This window comes from uncultured Algoriphagus sp. (genome assembly GCF_963974835.1).
Lineage (GTDB): Bacteria > Bacteroidota > Bacteroidia > Cytophagales > Cyclobacteriaceae > Algoriphagus.
The window spans coordinates 27,996-45,714 of record NZ_CAXBET010000005.1 but is presented as its reverse complement, the minus strand read 5'-3'; the positions used below and the strand labels follow the sequence as shown (position 1 = coordinate 45,714).

The window sequence follows — 17,719 nt, the reverse complement described above, 5'->3', positions numbered from 1 at the left end:
TTTTGTATTTTTATTGGTAGAAAAATGTTTGTACTGTTTTTCGATTATTAAGTAGTTGCCTTTAAATATGCTGAAAAAACTATTCCCATTAGCTGTTTTTATACTTGGCTCATATCAGACTTTTTGCCAAACTTCCGAAAGGCCAAATATCGTATTTATCCTAGTAGACGATTTGGGCTACCATGATTTGAGTGTTACCGGTAGCAATTATTATGAAACTCCTAATATCGATCAGCTGGCAAGTCAAGCTTATCAATTTTCTCAGGGATATTCTGCTTCACCTGTCTGCAGCCCTGCCCGGGCAAGCATCATGACTGGAAATACACCAGCTACTCACGGTATAACGGATTGGATAGGAGCTCCCGAAGGTGAAGCCTGGAGAGAATATGGAAGGCATACTAAACTTTTGCCACCTAACTATCTACATGATTTACCGGCAACTTTTATCACACTTCCTGAGGCTTTAAGAGATTCAGGTTATGAGACTTTTTTTGCGGGTAAATGGCATTTGGGAGGAGAAGGTTCATATCCTGAAGATCATGGATTTGATACCAACATCGGAGGATATTCTGCGGGTAGTCCAATGGGTGGGTATTTTGCTCCATATGAAAATCCAAAAATGGAGCAGGGACCTGACGGTGAAAATTTGAGTAGGAGACTTGCTAATGAAACCGCCAAGTTTATTGAGGGGGTTCACGATAAACCATTCTTTGCCATGCTATCTTTTTATGCTGTGCATGGCCCTATACAGACCACTCAGCAGAAATGGGCAAAATACCGTGCAAAAGCTGCGTCACTGGGCATAGCTGATCATGGTTTTGAAATGGAAAGGAGATTGCCGATACGCCAGCAACAGGATAATCCAGTTTATGCGGGACTTGTGGAGGCGATGGATGATGCAGTAGGAGTGGTTATTCAGGCTTTGGCACAAAGTGGATTGGATAAGAATACCATTATCATATTTACGTCAGATCACGGAGGAGTAGCTTCAGGAGATGCATTTTCTACTTCAAATTTGCCACTTAGAGGTGGAAAAGGATATCAATGGGAAGGTGGGTTGAGAGTCCCGTATTTTATAAAAGTCCCATCGCAAACCGAAATGATCGAGGTGAGTACACCTGCAAGTGGCATAGATTTTTATCCTACCCTTTTGGAGTTGGCGGGTGTGGAAATGCCTTCTGGGATCAGAATTGAGGGAATAAGCTTAGTTCCTGCTATGCAAGGCGAGAGCATGCTTTCCCGCTCTATGTTTTGGCACTATCCCCATTATGGTAATCAGGGTGGTGATCCAAGTTCTATTGTTAGGGCGGCAAATTGGAAACTGATTTATTATTGGGAGGATAAAAGTGTTGAGTTATATGACCTTGCAAAGGATCCAAGTGAGCACAGTGACATCGCTAAAGAAAACCCTAAAATAGCTGAAAAGCTTACTGCTGAACTTCTTGAATATTTGGATAAAGCTGAAGCAAACATACCATCTGAGGATCCGCAGTACGATGAGAAATTACATCAGGAAGTTTTGGATAGAAACAAAAACGTACGTAAGCCAGATTTGGAAGCGGAGCGACTGAAGATGCTTAGCCCCGGTTGGAGTCCTAATGATGACTGGTGGGGATCTATGGTGACGAAGGATTAGGTGTTGAAAGAGTCGTTTCTTGAGTAGCAAAAAGAAGTTGGAGAAGAGACAGTCCCCAACTTCAATTGTTATTGAATTTCCCATAATTCAGCCTGCAAATCTCTTTTGGCGTAAAATCATTTTTTTTGGCTGTAAAGCAATGCTGCTTCTACTCCTCTGATTTCCGCAAGACCTTTCAATCTACCAATAGCAGAGTAGCCAGGATTAGTTTTTTTGTTTAGGTCGTCCAGCATCAAATGGCCATGGTCAGGTCGCATTGGAAGACTTTTGCCACGCTTTTGCTGGACCTGGATGATTTCATCAATCACTGCTACCATAGGGACGTTTCCTTCCAAGTGATTGTCTTCGAAGAAATTTCCCATTTCATCTCTTTTGGTACTTCGCAAATGAATGAAATGAATATTGTCTCCAAATTCTCTCACCATCGCAGGCAAGTCATTATCTGCCCTCACTCCGAACGAGCCTGTGCAGAATGTCAAACCATTATAGGGGCTTGGCTGATCTCTCAAAATTCTTCTGGCATCTTCCGCCGTACTCATAATTCTAGGTAAACCGAATAATGGAAAAGGGGGGTCATCCGGGTGAATCGCTACGCATACGCCGTTTTCTTCTGCGACGGGAACTATGGCATCCAAAAATAAACGTAAATGATCCGCCAGCTTTTCAGCATCTATGCCATCATATGTAGCAAGCATGGTTTTGAATTCTTCGAGGGTATATCCTATCTCGGAACCTGGAAGGCCTTTCAGAATATTGTCAAATATCATTTGGTGCTTGGCAGGTGTAAGAGCTTCGTAGTAAGCTTTTACTTCAGCATATTCTTCATTAGTGTATTCATCTTTTGCACCTTCTCTTTCCAGAATAAAAAGGTCAAATGCCTGTACAGCCTTTTTTTCATACAGCAAGGCCTTGGCACCGTTTGGAAGTTCAAATTCTAAGTTTGTTCGAGTCCAATCAAGAATTGGCATGAAATTGTAACAAACCGTGAAAATGCCTTCAGCAGCAAGATTTCGAATGGTTTCTTTATAATTTTCAATTACCTCAAGGTAGTTTCCTGAACGGGTTTTGATCACTTCATGCACGGGAACAGATTCCACAACGGACCAGGTCAGGCCAGCAGCTTCGATTATGTTTTTACGTTTTTTTATTTCTTCTCTGGACCACGTTTCGCCATTTGGAATATGATGAAGTGCCGTCACAATTCCCGTTGCTCCGGATTGAAGAATATCTCTTAAACTAACAGGGTCATTTGGGCCATACCATCGCATGGTTTGCTCCATTTTGTAGGTCATAGTATTTTGAGTTTGTGATTGAATAATCTGAAATTAGAAATTTCAAATAAGTATTTTAAACACCTGAGTAGGCTCCGAATCCACCGTCTACAGCTACTATAGTTCCCGTCACAAACTCTGATGCATCAGCACAAAGCCAATGAAGCGCACCATTAAGATCTTCCGGCTTGCCAAATCTACTCATGGGTGTATGGCTGATAATTTGGTTTCCCCTGCCCGTAAGACTTCCGTCCTTTTCGGTAAGAAGAGTTCTATTTTGCTCGGTGAGGAAGAATCCAGGTGCTATAGCGTTTACCCTATATTCCGGACCATGCTTAGCACAAAGTTCTACAGATAGGAACTTGGTGAGGTTGTCAATTGCAGCTTTGGCAGAAGCGTAACCCATCACCCGTGTCATCGGTCTCGAAGCAGCCATGGAGCTGATGTTGATGATGTTGCCTTTTCCGTTTTTCAACATCAAAGGAAAAAAAATCTTTGATGGAATGGCTGTACCCAAATAATTCAGATCCATCACCTTTCTTAAGCCATCCAGTTCCAAATCCTGCAGAGTTTTCTCAGGGGTAATCACAGCCCCCGGCATATTTCCCCCTGCGGCATTGATGAGAATATCCAGATAACCATGCTCATTTTCTATTTGTGAGAAAGCACTCTGAACACTTTTTTCGTCAATTACATCGCAGATATAACCATACGCTTTGCCTCCTGCTGCCTGGATATCTTTTACCAACTCATCAACTTTCGCAGGTGTGCGTCCTAAAATCAGAATTTCTGCTCCTTCTGCAGCCAGATACAAACTCATGGATTTGCCTAAGACTCCTGTGGCTCCGGAAAATGCTATTTTTTTTCCCTTCAAGGAAAATAGTGAAGTGCTCATAATTATACTTGAATGTTTTTTGGACTAAAATCGAAATAGTTTTTGGCGTTGTGGTAGCAAATATCTGAGATGATTCCGCCCAGCCATTTCTCATCCCAAGGAAGCTCACCATTTGCTACATCCTGTCCGAAAAGATTGCAAAGTATTCTTCGAAAATACTCATGACGAGGAAAAGACAGGAAACTGCGCGAATCTGTAAGCATCCCTATGAAGCAACTAATTAAGCCCATATTTGAGAGGGTGTTGATCTGCTTTTCCATCCCATCTTTCTGATCCAAATACCACCAGCCAGATCCAAATTGGATTTTGCCTTTCACGGACCCATCGTTATAATTACCGATCATGGTAGCAAAGATTTCGTTGTCACGGGGATTTAGATTGTAAATTACAGTTTTGGTGAGCTGGTCTTCCAAGTTTAGTTCGTTGAAAAAGCCGGACATAGCCTTGGCCTGATCAAAATCCCCAATTGAATCGTAACCAGTATCCGGTCCAAGAATCCGCAAGGAGCGCTCGTTTGTGTTTCGTAGAGCTCCCAAGTGGAATTGCTGCACCCAGCCTTTGGCATGGTACATTTTACATAGAGCCAATAGCGTGGTGTATTTGAAGAAATTGACCTCCTCCGAGGTGAGTGGTTTTCCCGAGAGTACTTGGGAGAAAATGGACTCTATGGAAAAGCTATTTTCCTTAAAAAAATATAATTGCTCCAGTCCATGATCTGAAAGCCTGCAGCCTCTCTCATGGAAATAGTCTATCCTTTTACTCATTGCTTCCAGCAATTTCTCAAATGATGTGATTTCAAATCCTGCAGCTTCACCCAGACTCGAGAGGTAGGATTGATACGCAGATGGGTTTTCCACAGCATAGGATTTGTCTGGCCGGAATGCAGGATACATTCCAAGGTCTTTCCCTTTTTTATGAAATGAAATATGCTGGTCCAAAGAGTCAATCGGGTCGTCGGTGGAGCATACCACTTCTACTTTCATTTTTGCTAAAAGCCCCTGAGTAGAGTAGGAGTCTTGTTCCAAAATTCCATTACAATGTTTGTAAACTTCCTTTGCATTTGCCTCAGAAAGCAAATCCTCAAAACCAAAATATCTTTTCAATTCAAGATGTGACCAGTGATATAGAGGGTTTCGTAAAGTGTATGGAAGTGTCTTTGCCCAACTTTTGAATTTGTCCTCATCAGATGCATCACCGGTGATAAAGCTTTCCGTAATGCCAAATGCCCGCATTGCCCTCCATTTGTAATGATCACCTGCAAGCCAGATTTTAGAAATATTCTCAAACTTTTTGTCTGCATTGATTTCGGCAGGGGGAAGGTGATTATGGTAATCGATTATCGGAAGGTCTTTGGCATATTGATGATAAAGTATCGAGGCATATTCATTTTGCAGTAGGAAATTTTCGGATATGAAAGATACTTTTGTGCTTGAATAGGGCATAGGTTAGACTGGATAATATTTATAGGTCCTTTAATTTTGATTTTAAAAATACCCCGAAACAACTGTTTTTTTATTAGAAAATGCGGAAACGATTTCGATTTTTTATAAGCGGAGTAGGCCTAATTTAGGCAATGATTTGTACTTTAACACAAATTACAAAAACCCAATAAACATGGCCGGAGGAATTAACTTAAAAGAATTGGCCGCTGAACTAAAGCTTGCACCTTCCACAGTTTCGAGAGCACTAAACGATAGCTACGAAATAAGTGAAGCCACCAAGAAGAAGGTGATTAGTATGGCCGAAAAGTTAAACTATCATGCAAATCCGTTTGCAAGGAGTTTAAGAGAAAATAAGAGTAAAACAATCGCAGTAATCATTCCAGAGCGCATTAATAATTTTTTTGCGCAAGTAATGGATGGTATTGAAGAAATTGCTCAGGAACATGGGTACCATTTACTTGTTTACAACACGCACGAAGATGTAGAGAAGGAAAAAAAAATCGTGAATCTGCTGCTCAACGGAAGGGCTGATGCTATAGTGATGTCAGTTTCCAGTCAGACAAGTGACGTTTCTCATCTAAGAAAACTATATGATCGGGGACTTCCCATTATATTTTTTGATAGAATATGCAACGAGATTCCTACCACGAAATTTATTACAAACGATTATGAAATCGCCTATGAAGGTACCAAGCACTTAATTCAGCAGGGGTGCAAACAGATCGCTTTTTTAATGCTTAGCATTGATTTATCCATTACCAAAGAAAGGCAGAGGGGATATCTGGAAGCGCTGAAAAGCGAAGGTTTGGAGATGAATCCTGCCTATGATTTCTATTGCACTCACTCAGAGGAGACGAATGTTAAATTGATTCAGGATATGCTTATGCTACCTAACAGACCCGACGGAATTTTGGCATCTGCAGAGAAACTTGCGTTTGCTACTTATCATGCGGTGGGGAAAACAAAACTTAGCATTCCGTCAGATCTGAAAATAATCAGTTTTGGCAATTCTTCCATTGCCGGGCTTCTCTATCCTTCACTGACTACTATCACGCAGCCAGCGATAAGTATAGGAAAAGAATGCGCCAGACTCCTTATCAAAAAACTGACTAAACCAAAGCATTACGATCTAGTGGACCAGGTGATCACCATACCATCAAAAATTACGATTCGTTCGTCGACGATTAATAATCTCAACCAAAAATAATGAAATGACAAGGTGTCTTTTAGACCTACTTATTATTCATTCTTTAATAAAAAACAGAGATCGATATTTTATCGATCTCTGTTTGCTTTTATATACTAGTCTTCTGATTCGTCTATTGTAGTAAGAGGAGGAATATTGGTTTCAAAACCATAATAACCTTCATTTTGGTTGATGTGACCTTTGGTGTTTGAATTAATAGCATTCTGGGGAATCGGCCATAACACGTGATATGGACTCATCGTGTATGTATCTCCGTGTCTGGTAAATACTCCTTTATTATAGAAATCAGTCTTTTCCATGATTCTATCGTAATAAAAGTTGTTTTTAGAAAAGTCTGCTTCATTATAACTTTTACCATTGTAAGCAGTAATACCAGTCATGGCAAAGATTCTAGCTATTCTTGTCAATTCAGTTTTTCTTGGCTCCTCATAATATAATTCTCTTGCTCTTTCGTCCAGTACAGTTCCTATATTTATATCTTCCACAGTGTAAGGCGCAGCGCCTGCCCTTGTTCTAACGGCATTAATATCTGCAGCTGCACCCGCTAGATCACCCATCCAAACTTTAGTTTCAGCTCTTAGTAAGTAAGATTCTGCCAATCTGAAAATGTACCAGTCAGTTTGCCCTCCCTGAGGCTGTACACGAAGGGGATCCGGTACATATAGCTTATAATGAGGCCATGAGAACCAGCTTCTAATTGTATCAACCACAATTACAACTCCGTCATCGTTTCTGAACTGCATGTTCTGTCCATAGTAAGGGTCAGAATCTTTGATTCCAGGATTATTATAAACCATGTCTGTCATATTCATCCAATTACCTGGGGCATGTCTTAGGTCATTTTCATCATCCCAAATCATACTTTGATGGTACCATGTAGCTCTCAGTCTTCCAATGCCTCTACCGAATTCGGTAACTTGATCTATTGCCAAATTAGCTACATCTGAAGTTCCTTTATTACCTGCCGGAGTATTAATATTGTTTCCCCAAAAAGGTATGGCATTTCTCATTGTAATAATTCCACCGGAACTCCCATCGACATTAACCCTATCCATTACGAGCAAAATTGTCTCAGTATTCGAAACAGGAGATTTGTTTTCAGGTCTATGAAGATCCCAAACCACGTTTTTCGTAGGATCACCCGCATCCACTCCAAATCTTCCAGTCATGAGAGAATATGGGCCGTTGTCAATTAGTCGGTTGGCTACGTCCAATGCGTCTTGAAATTCACCAAGAGCAAGATTGATTTTGATCAAAAGATGCTGAAGAGCTCCTTTTGGCACCCTACCTCTATCTATTGTTTCAGGCATCCATTCCTCACCCCAATCTAAATCCTCCTTCATTTTTCTAAGTATAACCTTACGATCAGTAGAATAGAAGTCAAGTTTGGGTGTAGTTATTTCTTCCAGAATTAATGGAACATCCCCAAATTGCTGGGTTAATCTGTAGTATCGTAGAGATCTGTGGAAATATGCAGTGGCGAGTATATGGTTTCTTTCTGCCTCAGATTCATAATCCTGTGGCTGATCTATCCGGGATACCACCGTATTTGCATACTTGATTCCTTTGAATCCTTCATACCAGTACCATCCGATTCTATTATAATCCGTACTATTCAAATTGGCATCTGGTGTAATTAGCAAATTCAAATCCTGTGCAGGGCCGGATTTATCTGTTGTACCTTCTACGGCTACTTCAGAGAAGATATGTTCGGTTAGTATTGGAGAACCATCGCCGGTGTATTCGTGACGCATATTTCGCTCACATGCTACTAGAGCAGCCCATAATCCACTTGCTTCATTGTAGGTATTGTCAGGTGAGAAGAAAGATAATGGCTGAGGTTCTAACCAATCTTCATTACATGCAGTGGTGACTGCTAGTATTAATCCCGTTAATAGGATTTTTATCGCGTTAGTTTTACTTCTAATATTCATTTTAGTGTTTTTTAGACTTTACAGTGTGACGTCAATTCCAAGTGTGAAATATCTAGGTATAGGCCCCGAATTTTCCGGATCCCAGAAATCCCACTGTGGAGCATAAAATCCAACATTTCTAATGTTACCGTAAACCCGTAGGTTGGTGATATTGGCTTTTTCAGTCAATTGTTTAGGAAGGTTGTACCCCATTGAGATATTTTCCAAGCGGACAAATGACTTTTTACGGTAGACATTAAATCCACCAGCTCCACCTTCACTTGAATTAAGTCTTGCCCACTCATTGTTAGGATTATCTTCTGTCCAATATGGTGTTACATATGAGCTAGTTCTATCTAGGAAGCCATCCCTGTTTTTCATTTGGTTAAAAGAGCCATAGTGTCCCAAATAGGAATACAACATGAATGAAATATCGAAGTTGTTGAAAAGAGTAAATTCGTTTCTAAGGCTCCAGCGGAATCTAGGTGCAGTATAACCCTGAAATTGTCTGTCTGCATTGGTGAATTTGCCATCTCCATCCACATCTTCTATTTTATAATCTCCTGGCTTTACACCATATAAAGCAGCTTCATCTGCTTCATCGGACTGCCATATCCCCTGAGTCTTGTAATTCCAAATTTGGTCGATGGCATGACCTATAAACCATCCATTACCTGGGTCATCAAGCTCTTGACCATTTTCATCTAAATCACCATAAAGGCTCACAATCTCATTTCTATTCAATTGGAAATTGGCTGTGGATCTCCAAGTAAAATTATTTCTTTCGAAATTTGTAGAATTTAAAGTAAGCTCAAAGCCTTTGTTGTCGACTTGTCCTAAATTATCCCAAACAAAGCTGAATCCTAGAAAGTCCGGCAAACTTCTCTGGACAAGCAAATCCCGGGTTGACATTTTATATAATTCTATAGTTCCGGATAATCTGGTCTTGAGCAGTGAAAAATCAATACCTAGGTTAAATGATTCGGTCCTTTCCCATTGAAGATTTTTGTTTTCCATTCTATTTACATAGAGCTGATTGACCAAATAAAGCTCTCCACTCGGTCTTTCGTAGAAGTACTTTCCTGTGCTCAAGTCTGATATAGCGACATATCTACCTATATCTCTATTACCATTACTTCCCCAGGAGAATCGCATTTTGCCAAAATCCAACCAATCAAAATTGATGAAGTTTTCATCTGAAAAGACCCATCCGACTGCAGCGGAGTAAAATAAAGCTCTTGGATTACTCTGTCCAAAGGCAGAATATCCATCTCTTCTCACAGATAAAGTGGTCGAATATTTCCCATCATAAGAATAAATCAAGCGACCCATCATTGCATCACCTGTACTATACTCATCATTGCTGGAAATAATAGGGTTGATCCCACCACCAATATTGTGATAACCCAAACGATCATGCGGCTCAAAACCGTTATTTGTCATGGTGTTGTCCCAAGACTGGAATTTTTCTGCATTGATCAAGAATGTGCCATTGAAGTCATGTTTTTCCGCAAAGGTCTTCTGCCAAGTGAGGATATTATCTAACTGCCAATAATATTGCTTGTATTCTTTTCTTGATGCTATACCTCCCTCAGCTGACCATTCTGCGTGTTCTGCAGACTTGTGATAAAATCGGTCATTATATTCAAATCGAGGGCTAAAATTTGTTCTGAAATTAAAACCGAAAGGTAATTTTATAGATGCGAAAAGCGTAGAGTTGATGGAGAATCCTTTTTGGTTTCTATCTGTAAAGCTGCGATCGTAAGCTGGGTGTTTACCACCACTAGGTTCATCGTTTGGTCTCCATTTATAGGTGCCATCTTCATTGTATTCTGAGCCCCAAGGCGAAAGAGTACGGTATAATCCCCAATCTGAATACATAGGGGCTGGATCATCATCAATGGGCACACGACTGTCATCGCTTAGCGCAAATTGGGTGTTCATTCCAACTGTGAGCCACTTATTTACTTTTCCTTCCATATTTACTCTACTGCGGATGGTAGAGTATTCATCACCTATGATAATGCCCTCATTGTTCAAGTAGCCAAGAGACCAGTAATAGTTAAAATTTTCTGTTCTTCCTGAAAGACTCACGGTGTAATCTTGTCTAAATCCAGTCTGAAATATTTTATCCCTCCAGTCCACAGACCTCCCCGCTTTGTAATTTTCAATTTCTGCAGGTTGCATGTTGAGTCTTTGAAGCCATACAGTCACTGGGTCACCTGATGATCCATCATAAGCCATCCAATCTTCCAGGGAAATATCACTCGGTAAAGTTCTGGGATCGGAGAATTCATAAGGATCATACCCACCTGCATTTATACTTTTGAATACATCTTCTCTCCAGCTAATAAATCCATCAGGTCCATAAACATCAGGAAAAGTAGCCATTGTGGCTAAGCCTGAGTTTATATTGAATTTGATAACAGGCTTACCCAAAGAGCCTTTTTTAGTTGTTATTAAGATTACCCCGTTTGCGGCTTTAGCTCCAAATACTGCAGCAGCACTGGCGTCTTTAAGTACTTCCAGATTATCAATGTCATTTGGATTTATATCGGATAGTTCTCCGTAATAGATTGCTCCATCCAAAACTAGTAAAGGAGAATTTCCGGCGTTCAGTGAGGTTTGACCTCTTATTTGAAGTGATCCACCACCTTTGGCAGATGTAGCCATCCCTACATTCAATCCTGCTGCATTTCCCCTAAGGATGTCTTGGACAGAATTTGGATTTTCATTTTCCAACTTATTTGCATTTACTGAGGATACAGCTCCAGTAATGTCACGCTTCTTTGCAGAACCATATCCAATGACCACTACTTCCTCGAGATCAGAAGTATTAGGATTCATCCGAATATCAATTACGGACTGATTTCCTATTTCCATTTCTATAGGATCGTAGCCTATAAATGAAAATACCAATACACCATCTTGAGGTGCATTAATTGAATATTTTCCGTCAAGATCGGTAGTGACTCCCGTAGTTGTTCCTTTTAGAATAATGGTCACTCCCGGTAAAGGCATATCTGTTTCGTCTAAAACAGTGCCTGTGATCTGTACTTCCTGAGCATGCGTATAGGTGACGCTTACACTCAGAAGAAATACAATCAACCAGAGGTTTTTGTAAAATTTGTACCGCATAAGAAGAGGGTTAATCGTTAATGATTTATTTATTAAAATATTAACTACATGATTTATTAGTAATTAACATTCTAAGGTAAAATAAATATATATGCACGTCCTATTTCTATTAGTAATAATCAACGCAATCGTTTTCGGACGCGTTTAAGGCGGTTTTTTTAATTATTAGTGTTTAAATGTCCAATCATTTTATATGATAAAATCCAATCTATTTAACACATCTAGTTATATGTTTAGTGGTGGAATTTATATATAGATGGTCTTTTTACATATAATTTTGGTATATATATTAGGTAAAAAAAAGAGCTGCTTCGAATTTCGAAGCAGCTCTTAAATAACATAATTTGTATCTTAATACCCTGGGTTTTGCGGGAATGCGCTGGCATTTCCTTCGGCCCGGTCAATTTGGTTCTGAGGAATAGGTCTCAGTACATGGTAATCCTGGATATTGGTTTTAGCATCGGAAGGATTGTAAGCCTTTACTCGCTCCACCAAGATATTCCATCTAACAAGATCCAACCATCTGGTCTGTTCACCTATGAGTTCCCTTGCTCTCTCCTCAGTAATGAATTCGAATGTTAATTCAGATTCTGAAATTTCCATCTCCGCCTCTTTTCCGGGGAAAGCAGCTCTTCTTCTTACCACGTTAATATTTTCTGTAGCCAAGCCAATTTTTCCTTGTTTGAATTGCGATTCTGCAAGAAGTAAGTAAGTATCAGCAAGACGCATAGCAATGTAGTCTCTACCACCTTCAAATTGCGTACGGTCCACACGCCCAGGATCTTTATGCTTTTTCATTGGAGGAAATAATCTCTCTGTATAAAGCTCTGGCGTCAATACTTGATAGGGGTATTTTGCCCTTTCTGCCTCAGACATATTATAGCCCGGAAGCCAAATTGTGGTATCACCTGCAGCAAAAGTTACCGAAGCTTTTGATTTATCAAATGTAGTATTGAATGTACCTGGGTTATTGGAGAGGAAATGGTCTACATACGTGTTTTTATACCTAGAATCATTTACACGGTCTGCAAAGATGGTATTCAACGTGTAGTCAGTGGATTTATACCGCTTGAATGGTCTTCCATTTTCAGTATCCCTGATCATTCCAGGCTGCACATCGTATTCCATCAGGAAGAAAACGTGAGCGTTATTTCCACCTCCGTTTGTCAATGGATCATACGTATACTGAGTGGACCATATCACTTCACTGTTGATCTCGTTGCCAAACGCGTGGATATCTCCAAAATTATCTAGCAATTCAAAACCATAGTTATCAATTACGCTTTGGAACAATGGTTCAGCATTGGCAAAGTCTGATGATTCAGCAGCCTCTGAAGTACCTTTTGTCAGATATACTCTTCCCAATAAATGCTCTGCGGCAGGGCGGGTAGCACGTCCATAATCCGATGATTGAGCTTCGGCTTCCAGATTAGGAATAGCTTCCTGCAAGTCTTTTATTATAGCAGAATAAATTTCGGGTACTGTCGCCCTTGTGACTTCTTTGGTAGGTAGAATGGTTTCTGAGAGCTGTAGATCAATTCCTCCAAATAACTGAACCAAGATGAAATAGTGGTGAGCTCGAATGAATTTGGCTTCTGCCACACGTTGTGCGACAATTTCCTGTGAAATTCCTGTAAGATTGACAGATCGGTCTATCACAGCATTACAGGTGTTGATTCCTCTGTAAAATTCATCCCAAAGTTCTTGTAAATGGTTAACCCTGGAATCAAACTGGTTGGTATACGTATTCATAAATTTATACGATCCATCAGCTCCATTTGTGAATATGTCTGTTCCGAAAATTGTCAAGTTATTTCCGCGCTCGGTACCGTACCAAGCTCTCATCGAGCTGTAAGCGGCATTAATTCCGTCATTCATACCTTTTGGTGTGTTGAGGTAATCATTGCCAATATTGGAAATTACATCTTCCTCCAGAAATCCATCACAGGATACAGCTGCCGAAAGGCCTAGAATTAGGGCAGTCGACTTTGCCCAGTATTTTATATTTATGGCTAATTTTTTCATAATTAATTAGAATTTAGCATTAATACCAAATGTGAAAGAAGTGATGGCAGGTGTTACGTTAGAGTTAACCGCACCGGCACCTACACCTTGCTCTCCGTCCAAATAAACTTCAGGATCTATGCCTTTGTGTTCTTTACGGTAGTTGGCAAAAATGAATGGCTGCTGAATACTACTATAAAGTCTCAGGCTTGTCAATCCGATTTTCTTTGCAGCTTCAGGAGTGAAAGTATATCCGAAGTTGATGTTTCTTACTTTAATAAAAGTACCATCAAAATACTCCATAGAGCTTGCGTATTTCGCACTTTCCTGGTTCACATTTGGTCTAGGATAAGCATTTGTAGGATTGGTTGGAGTCCAATAGTCAATATCCAGGTTGTTGTATCGCCCTGCTAGAGAATTATTTTGGGTGTGGAATTGAGATCTGATCATGTATCCAAACCTACCGTAAAGGAAAAATGATAGATCAAATCCTTTGAAATTGAATCGGTTAGTTAAACCCAACGCAAAATCAGGAACTGCAGAACCTAGAAATTGTCTGTCTTCGGAATTGATGACACCATCGTTGTTGAAGTCTTCAATTTTGATCTCACCTGGTACGCTACCATAAGATGTAGCTTCATCCAATTCGGATGTCTGCCAGATTCCGATTTTCTTTAAATCGTAGAATATGGTTAAAGGCTGACCAATAAATCTGCCTGCAGCTATATCATCCCCATTAGGTAAAGATTTGATCTCTTCAGTATTCTTCGTGAAAACGATATCAGAGGACCAAACAAAACTTCCCTTTTCAATATTTAGGGTTGATATGGTAAGTTCTACACCTCTGTTTTGGGTTTCTCCGATATTAGTTATAAATCCTCCAAAACCAATTGATGTTGGAAGAGGCTGAGGAGCTAGCAAATCACTGGTATTCGTAACATAGTATTCCAAAGAACCAAAGATTCTACTGTTCCACAGAGCAAAGTCTAGACCTACGTTCAATGTGGTAGAGGTTTCCCATCTCAAATCAGGGTTCCCGATTGAGCTTGGTCTATAACCAAAAGCAGCAGTATTATTATATGCATAACTAGTTCTGCCTAATAGTGCTTGGGTCTGATAAGGGTCGATTGCCTGGCTTCCTATAGAACCATAAGATGCTCTCAGTTTCAACTGATCTACAGTTGAGGAATTTTGCATGAATGCTTCTGAGTGAATATTCCAACCAAGGGCCACAGAAGGGAAATATGCGAAGCGGTTGTTAGAACCAAATCTGGAACTACCATCAGCTCTCAACGTGGCTGTTACCAAGTACTTGTTTTTGTAGTCATAATTGACTCTTCCCATGAAGGACATAAGTGACCATTGTTCCAAGTAAGTGTTTGCTCCTGTAATTTGAGAAGCATCACCGAGCCTGTGGAATAGCTGCGATTCTGCAGGTATTCCAAGGACGCTGATCGAAGAGTTCTCTTGATTATCCTCTTGAATGGATTGAAGAGCTGTAATATTTAGATTATGAACTTCATTGAAGGTCTTGGTATAGTTTACAATATTTTCTAGCGTGTAATTGAATCGGAATTCTTCATTTACACTCCCTGTAGCTGCCCCACCACGTCTTGCATTAGTCTGAGAACCTGTAAACCTACCGTTTCTACTAATTGTAAAATCTGGACCGAATACCAATCTGTAACTTAGGCCTGGAAGTATATCCCACTGGGCAAAAATACTATTGAAAATCCTGTAGTTTTTAGTCAAATCCATTTGAGCTCCAGGTACTATTTCTGCAAAAGGATTGGTTCTTAAACCATCTTGAGTAGGAAGGAAGATTAGATTTCCTTCATCATCATAGGGCTTTCCAAGAGGATTTTCTGCGAGGGCTCCTCCAAGAGGATTAAAATTTTCTCCATTACGCTCACTATATGAAACTAAGGTAGAAGTTCCGAATTTGATATTTTTTGAGATTTTGTGATCGATATTCGCCCTGAAAGTATATCGCGTATAATCCTGATTGATAATTACACCTTCGTCTTTAAAGTAGTTGCCGGATACAAAGAAGGTGGTTTTATCACTTCCCCCACTTACACCTAACTGATAGCTTTGTATGGAACCCGTTCTCATTAGTCCGGCAGGATAATCTGTTGTTCTTCCCTGTGCGATTCCATCCAGTTCTACAGGCTCAAAAATTGAAGCATCCGCTTCCGGGGTTGCAGGACCTTCAGGGTACCCTTCTCCCGCTCTTCTGGATTCTCTTTTATATTCTGCGAACTCCGGTCCATTGAATACATCAATTCTTCCCAATTCTTTATTTATTCCATAATAGGCATCCAGAGAGACCACTGTTTTACCCACAGTTCCTCTCTTTGTAGTGATCAGAACCACCCCATTGGAACCTCGGGAACCATAGATGGCGGTAGCTGATGCATCTTTCAATACCTCCATGGAGGTAATATCCTGAGGATTAATATCATCAATACCTCCAGATAGCGGAATTCCATCTACCACGTACAATGGCTCATTCGATGCAGTGATAGATCTTCTCCCCCTAATTCTTACCTGAGGAGATGCACCTGGCTTAGAACCTGGCTGTGTCACGTCTACACCAGCTGCACGTCCCTGTAGTGCTTGTCTAGCATCTTTGATCGGAAGTTCGGCGATTTCTTTTGATCCAACGGAAGATATTGCTCCCGTCAGTTGGCTTTTCTTAGCTGTACCGTATCCCACGACTACCACTTCCTCCAGATCTGCTAGATCTGGAGATAGATTTACATCAATCACGGTTTGGTTGCCAACCTCTTTTTCTATAGGAGTATAGCCTATGAAAGAGAAAATGAGTGTGCCGTTTGCAGGGCTTGAAATAGAGTACTTTCCATCAAGGTCTGATGTAGTTCCGGTTGTTGTACCTTTTACGAGGATAGTTGCGCCCGGTAGAGGTTGTCCAGTTTCATCATAGACTGTTCCTCGGATTTGAGCTTCTTGTGCCCAGCTGTAAGAGGAGCTGAGCAACAAAAACAGCACTACCCGCAAGTGCGAGTAAATTTTTGCTTTCATAGTAAATTGGGTTTGTTGATAATAAATAAATACTCATAATTCTTCCTCTGACATGAATTCTAGTAAAAAGCATACAGGCGGAAACTATGATGAAGTCAAGATACCTTATATAAAACCTTTTTTCAAGAGGATGAATGGTGGAGTTACGCAATCGATTGCGTTAATAAAATCAAAATCACGAAATTCAATTAGCACTTCACTATGGCTTAGCAATTTAAACAGTCTCGAGGCTATTAATCCTGATACATGTAGCATAATATGTACATCTGCAATTGCACCAGTAAAAGGTAAAAAGCGACTTAAAGTAAGGTAAATACTAGCATTACTGGTACTTCGGTCACCTGTCATCCCCGCCTGCTGTCGGGCAGGGGTCCTCCAGCCTGATAAGCAAAGCAAAGGAGGTCGCTGGCATCATTGCGGTTAATCAGATAGCCTAATAGTTGAATATAATTCTTCCTAAACCCATCATGTACAGTGCGCCCCTTAAATCAACTTTGCCTATAAGGAAATTACTAAAAATGGGCAATGGATATTTCCGGAACTTGAAATTCTAAACCGTAAAAACACTGATGTTCTTATCACATAATCCAAAGGCGACCCTTGTCAGGATCCTTTCATTCTTTAGAACTTCAAAATGAATTGGGGACATATAAAATAAAATTTCTATGAACTTCCAGAGCATTTGGAGAAGCAGTTTTGTGCACGTGCAGGCGAGAAGGAAGACCGGTATTATCAGTTTCAATTATACCCGATCTTCGGAACCAGCACCTACTGCCTGGTTCATCCCATCTAAGCTACACTGATACTATTGCAATTTGACGAATTCAACATCCAGTGTTTGGTAAAAGTCTGGTTTATCGTTATCTGGTACCCATTATTCATGGGAGTAATTACCAGGGCATGTAGAGGGATGTTATTTTCATAAAAGTATTGAGGAATATATTTAAAAAGATAGGCGCTTACTACCTCAGATGTTATCAGCTCATTTGACTTAATACAGATTATATCATATATCTCATGAAGAACATTGTTAAGCATTAGCGATAACTCTTGTCTAGAATCTTTCATAAAAAACTTAGTTGCAATTATTGAGTCAATTTTAGTTTCTAATTCCGAAATTGATCATTCAGGTCAAAACTGACTGGCTAAAAGCTAAATATAATCAGCA

9 protein-coding genes are annotated in these 17,719 nt (G+C 40.1%); 2 read left to right on the top strand and 7 right to left on the bottom strand.

The window, feature by feature from the left end; translation table 11 throughout:
- Positions 1-67: 67 nt before the first annotated feature.
- Positions 68-1,636 (top strand): sulfatase, encoded by a 1,569-nt coding sequence (locus AACZ73_RS11585; RefSeq protein ID WP_339877984.1) that lies wholly within the window; start codon positions 68-70, stop codon positions 1,634-1,636.
- A gap of 116 nt (positions 1,637-1,752) precedes the next feature.
- On the opposite strand, the gene uxuA is transcribed toward AACZ73_RS11585, so the two are convergent.
- Genes uxuA through uxaC form a run of 3 tightly spaced genes read right to left on the bottom strand, consistent with a single transcriptional unit; the run spans position 1,753 to position 5,244 of the window.
- Positions 1,753-2,928: a mannonate dehydratase gene (gene uxuA, locus AACZ73_RS11580; protein WP_339877983.1), complete on the bottom strand. Its 1,176-nt coding sequence runs from the start codon at positions 2,926-2,928 to the stop codon at positions 1,753-1,755.
- A 55-nt stretch (positions 2,929-2,983) separates the two neighbouring features.
- Positions 2,984-3,802 carry an SDR family oxidoreductase gene (locus AACZ73_RS11575; RefSeq protein WP_339877981.1) on the bottom strand — a complete coding sequence of 273 codons (819 nt, stop codon included), beginning with the start codon at positions 3,800-3,802 and terminating at the stop codon, positions 2,984-2,986.
- A 2-nt stretch (positions 3,803-3,804) separates the two neighbouring features.
- The gene (uxaC, locus tag AACZ73_RS11570) at positions 3,805-5,244 is read right to left on the bottom strand and encodes a glucuronate isomerase (protein ID WP_339877980.1); all 1,440 of its coding nucleotides are present in this window, start codon (positions 5,242-5,244) and stop codon (positions 3,805-3,807) included.
- A gap of 172 nt (positions 5,245-5,416) precedes the next feature.
- Here uxaC and AACZ73_RS11565 point away from each other — a divergent pair, with 172 nt between their 5' ends.
- The gene (locus AACZ73_RS11565) at positions 5,417-6,451 is read left to right on the top strand and encodes a LacI family DNA-binding transcriptional regulator (protein WP_339877978.1); all 1,035 of its coding nucleotides are present in this window, start codon (positions 5,417-5,419) and stop codon (positions 6,449-6,451) included.
- A gap of 95 nt (positions 6,452-6,546) precedes the next feature.
- On the opposite strand, the gene AACZ73_RS11560 is transcribed toward AACZ73_RS11565, so the two are convergent.
- From AACZ73_RS11560 to AACZ73_RS11545, 4 genes are all read right to left on the bottom strand, one after another.
- Positions 6,547-8,385 (bottom strand): RagB/SusD family nutrient uptake outer membrane protein, encoded by a 1,839-nt coding sequence (locus AACZ73_RS11560; RefSeq protein ID WP_339877977.1) that lies wholly within the window; start codon positions 8,383-8,385, stop codon positions 6,547-6,549.
- 18 nt (positions 8,386-8,403) lie between these two features.
- The gene (locus AACZ73_RS11555; RefSeq protein WP_339877976.1) at positions 8,404-11,502 is read right to left on the bottom strand and encodes a SusC/RagA family TonB-linked outer membrane protein; all 3,099 of its coding nucleotides are present in this window, start codon (positions 11,500-11,502) and stop codon (positions 8,404-8,406) included.
- Between the two features lie 351 nt (positions 11,503-11,853).
- On the bottom strand, positions 11,854-13,527 hold the full coding sequence (locus AACZ73_RS11550) for a RagB/SusD family nutrient uptake outer membrane protein (RefSeq protein WP_339877975.1): 1,674 nt from the start codon (positions 13,525-13,527) through the stop codon (positions 11,854-11,856).
- Between the two features lie 6 nt (positions 13,528-13,533).
- Positions 13,534-16,551 carry a TonB-dependent receptor gene (locus AACZ73_RS11545; RefSeq protein WP_339877974.1) on the bottom strand — a complete coding sequence of 1,006 codons (3,018 nt, stop codon included), beginning with the start codon at positions 16,549-16,551 and terminating at the stop codon, positions 13,534-13,536.
- Positions 16,552-17,719 lie beyond the last annotated feature (1,168 nt).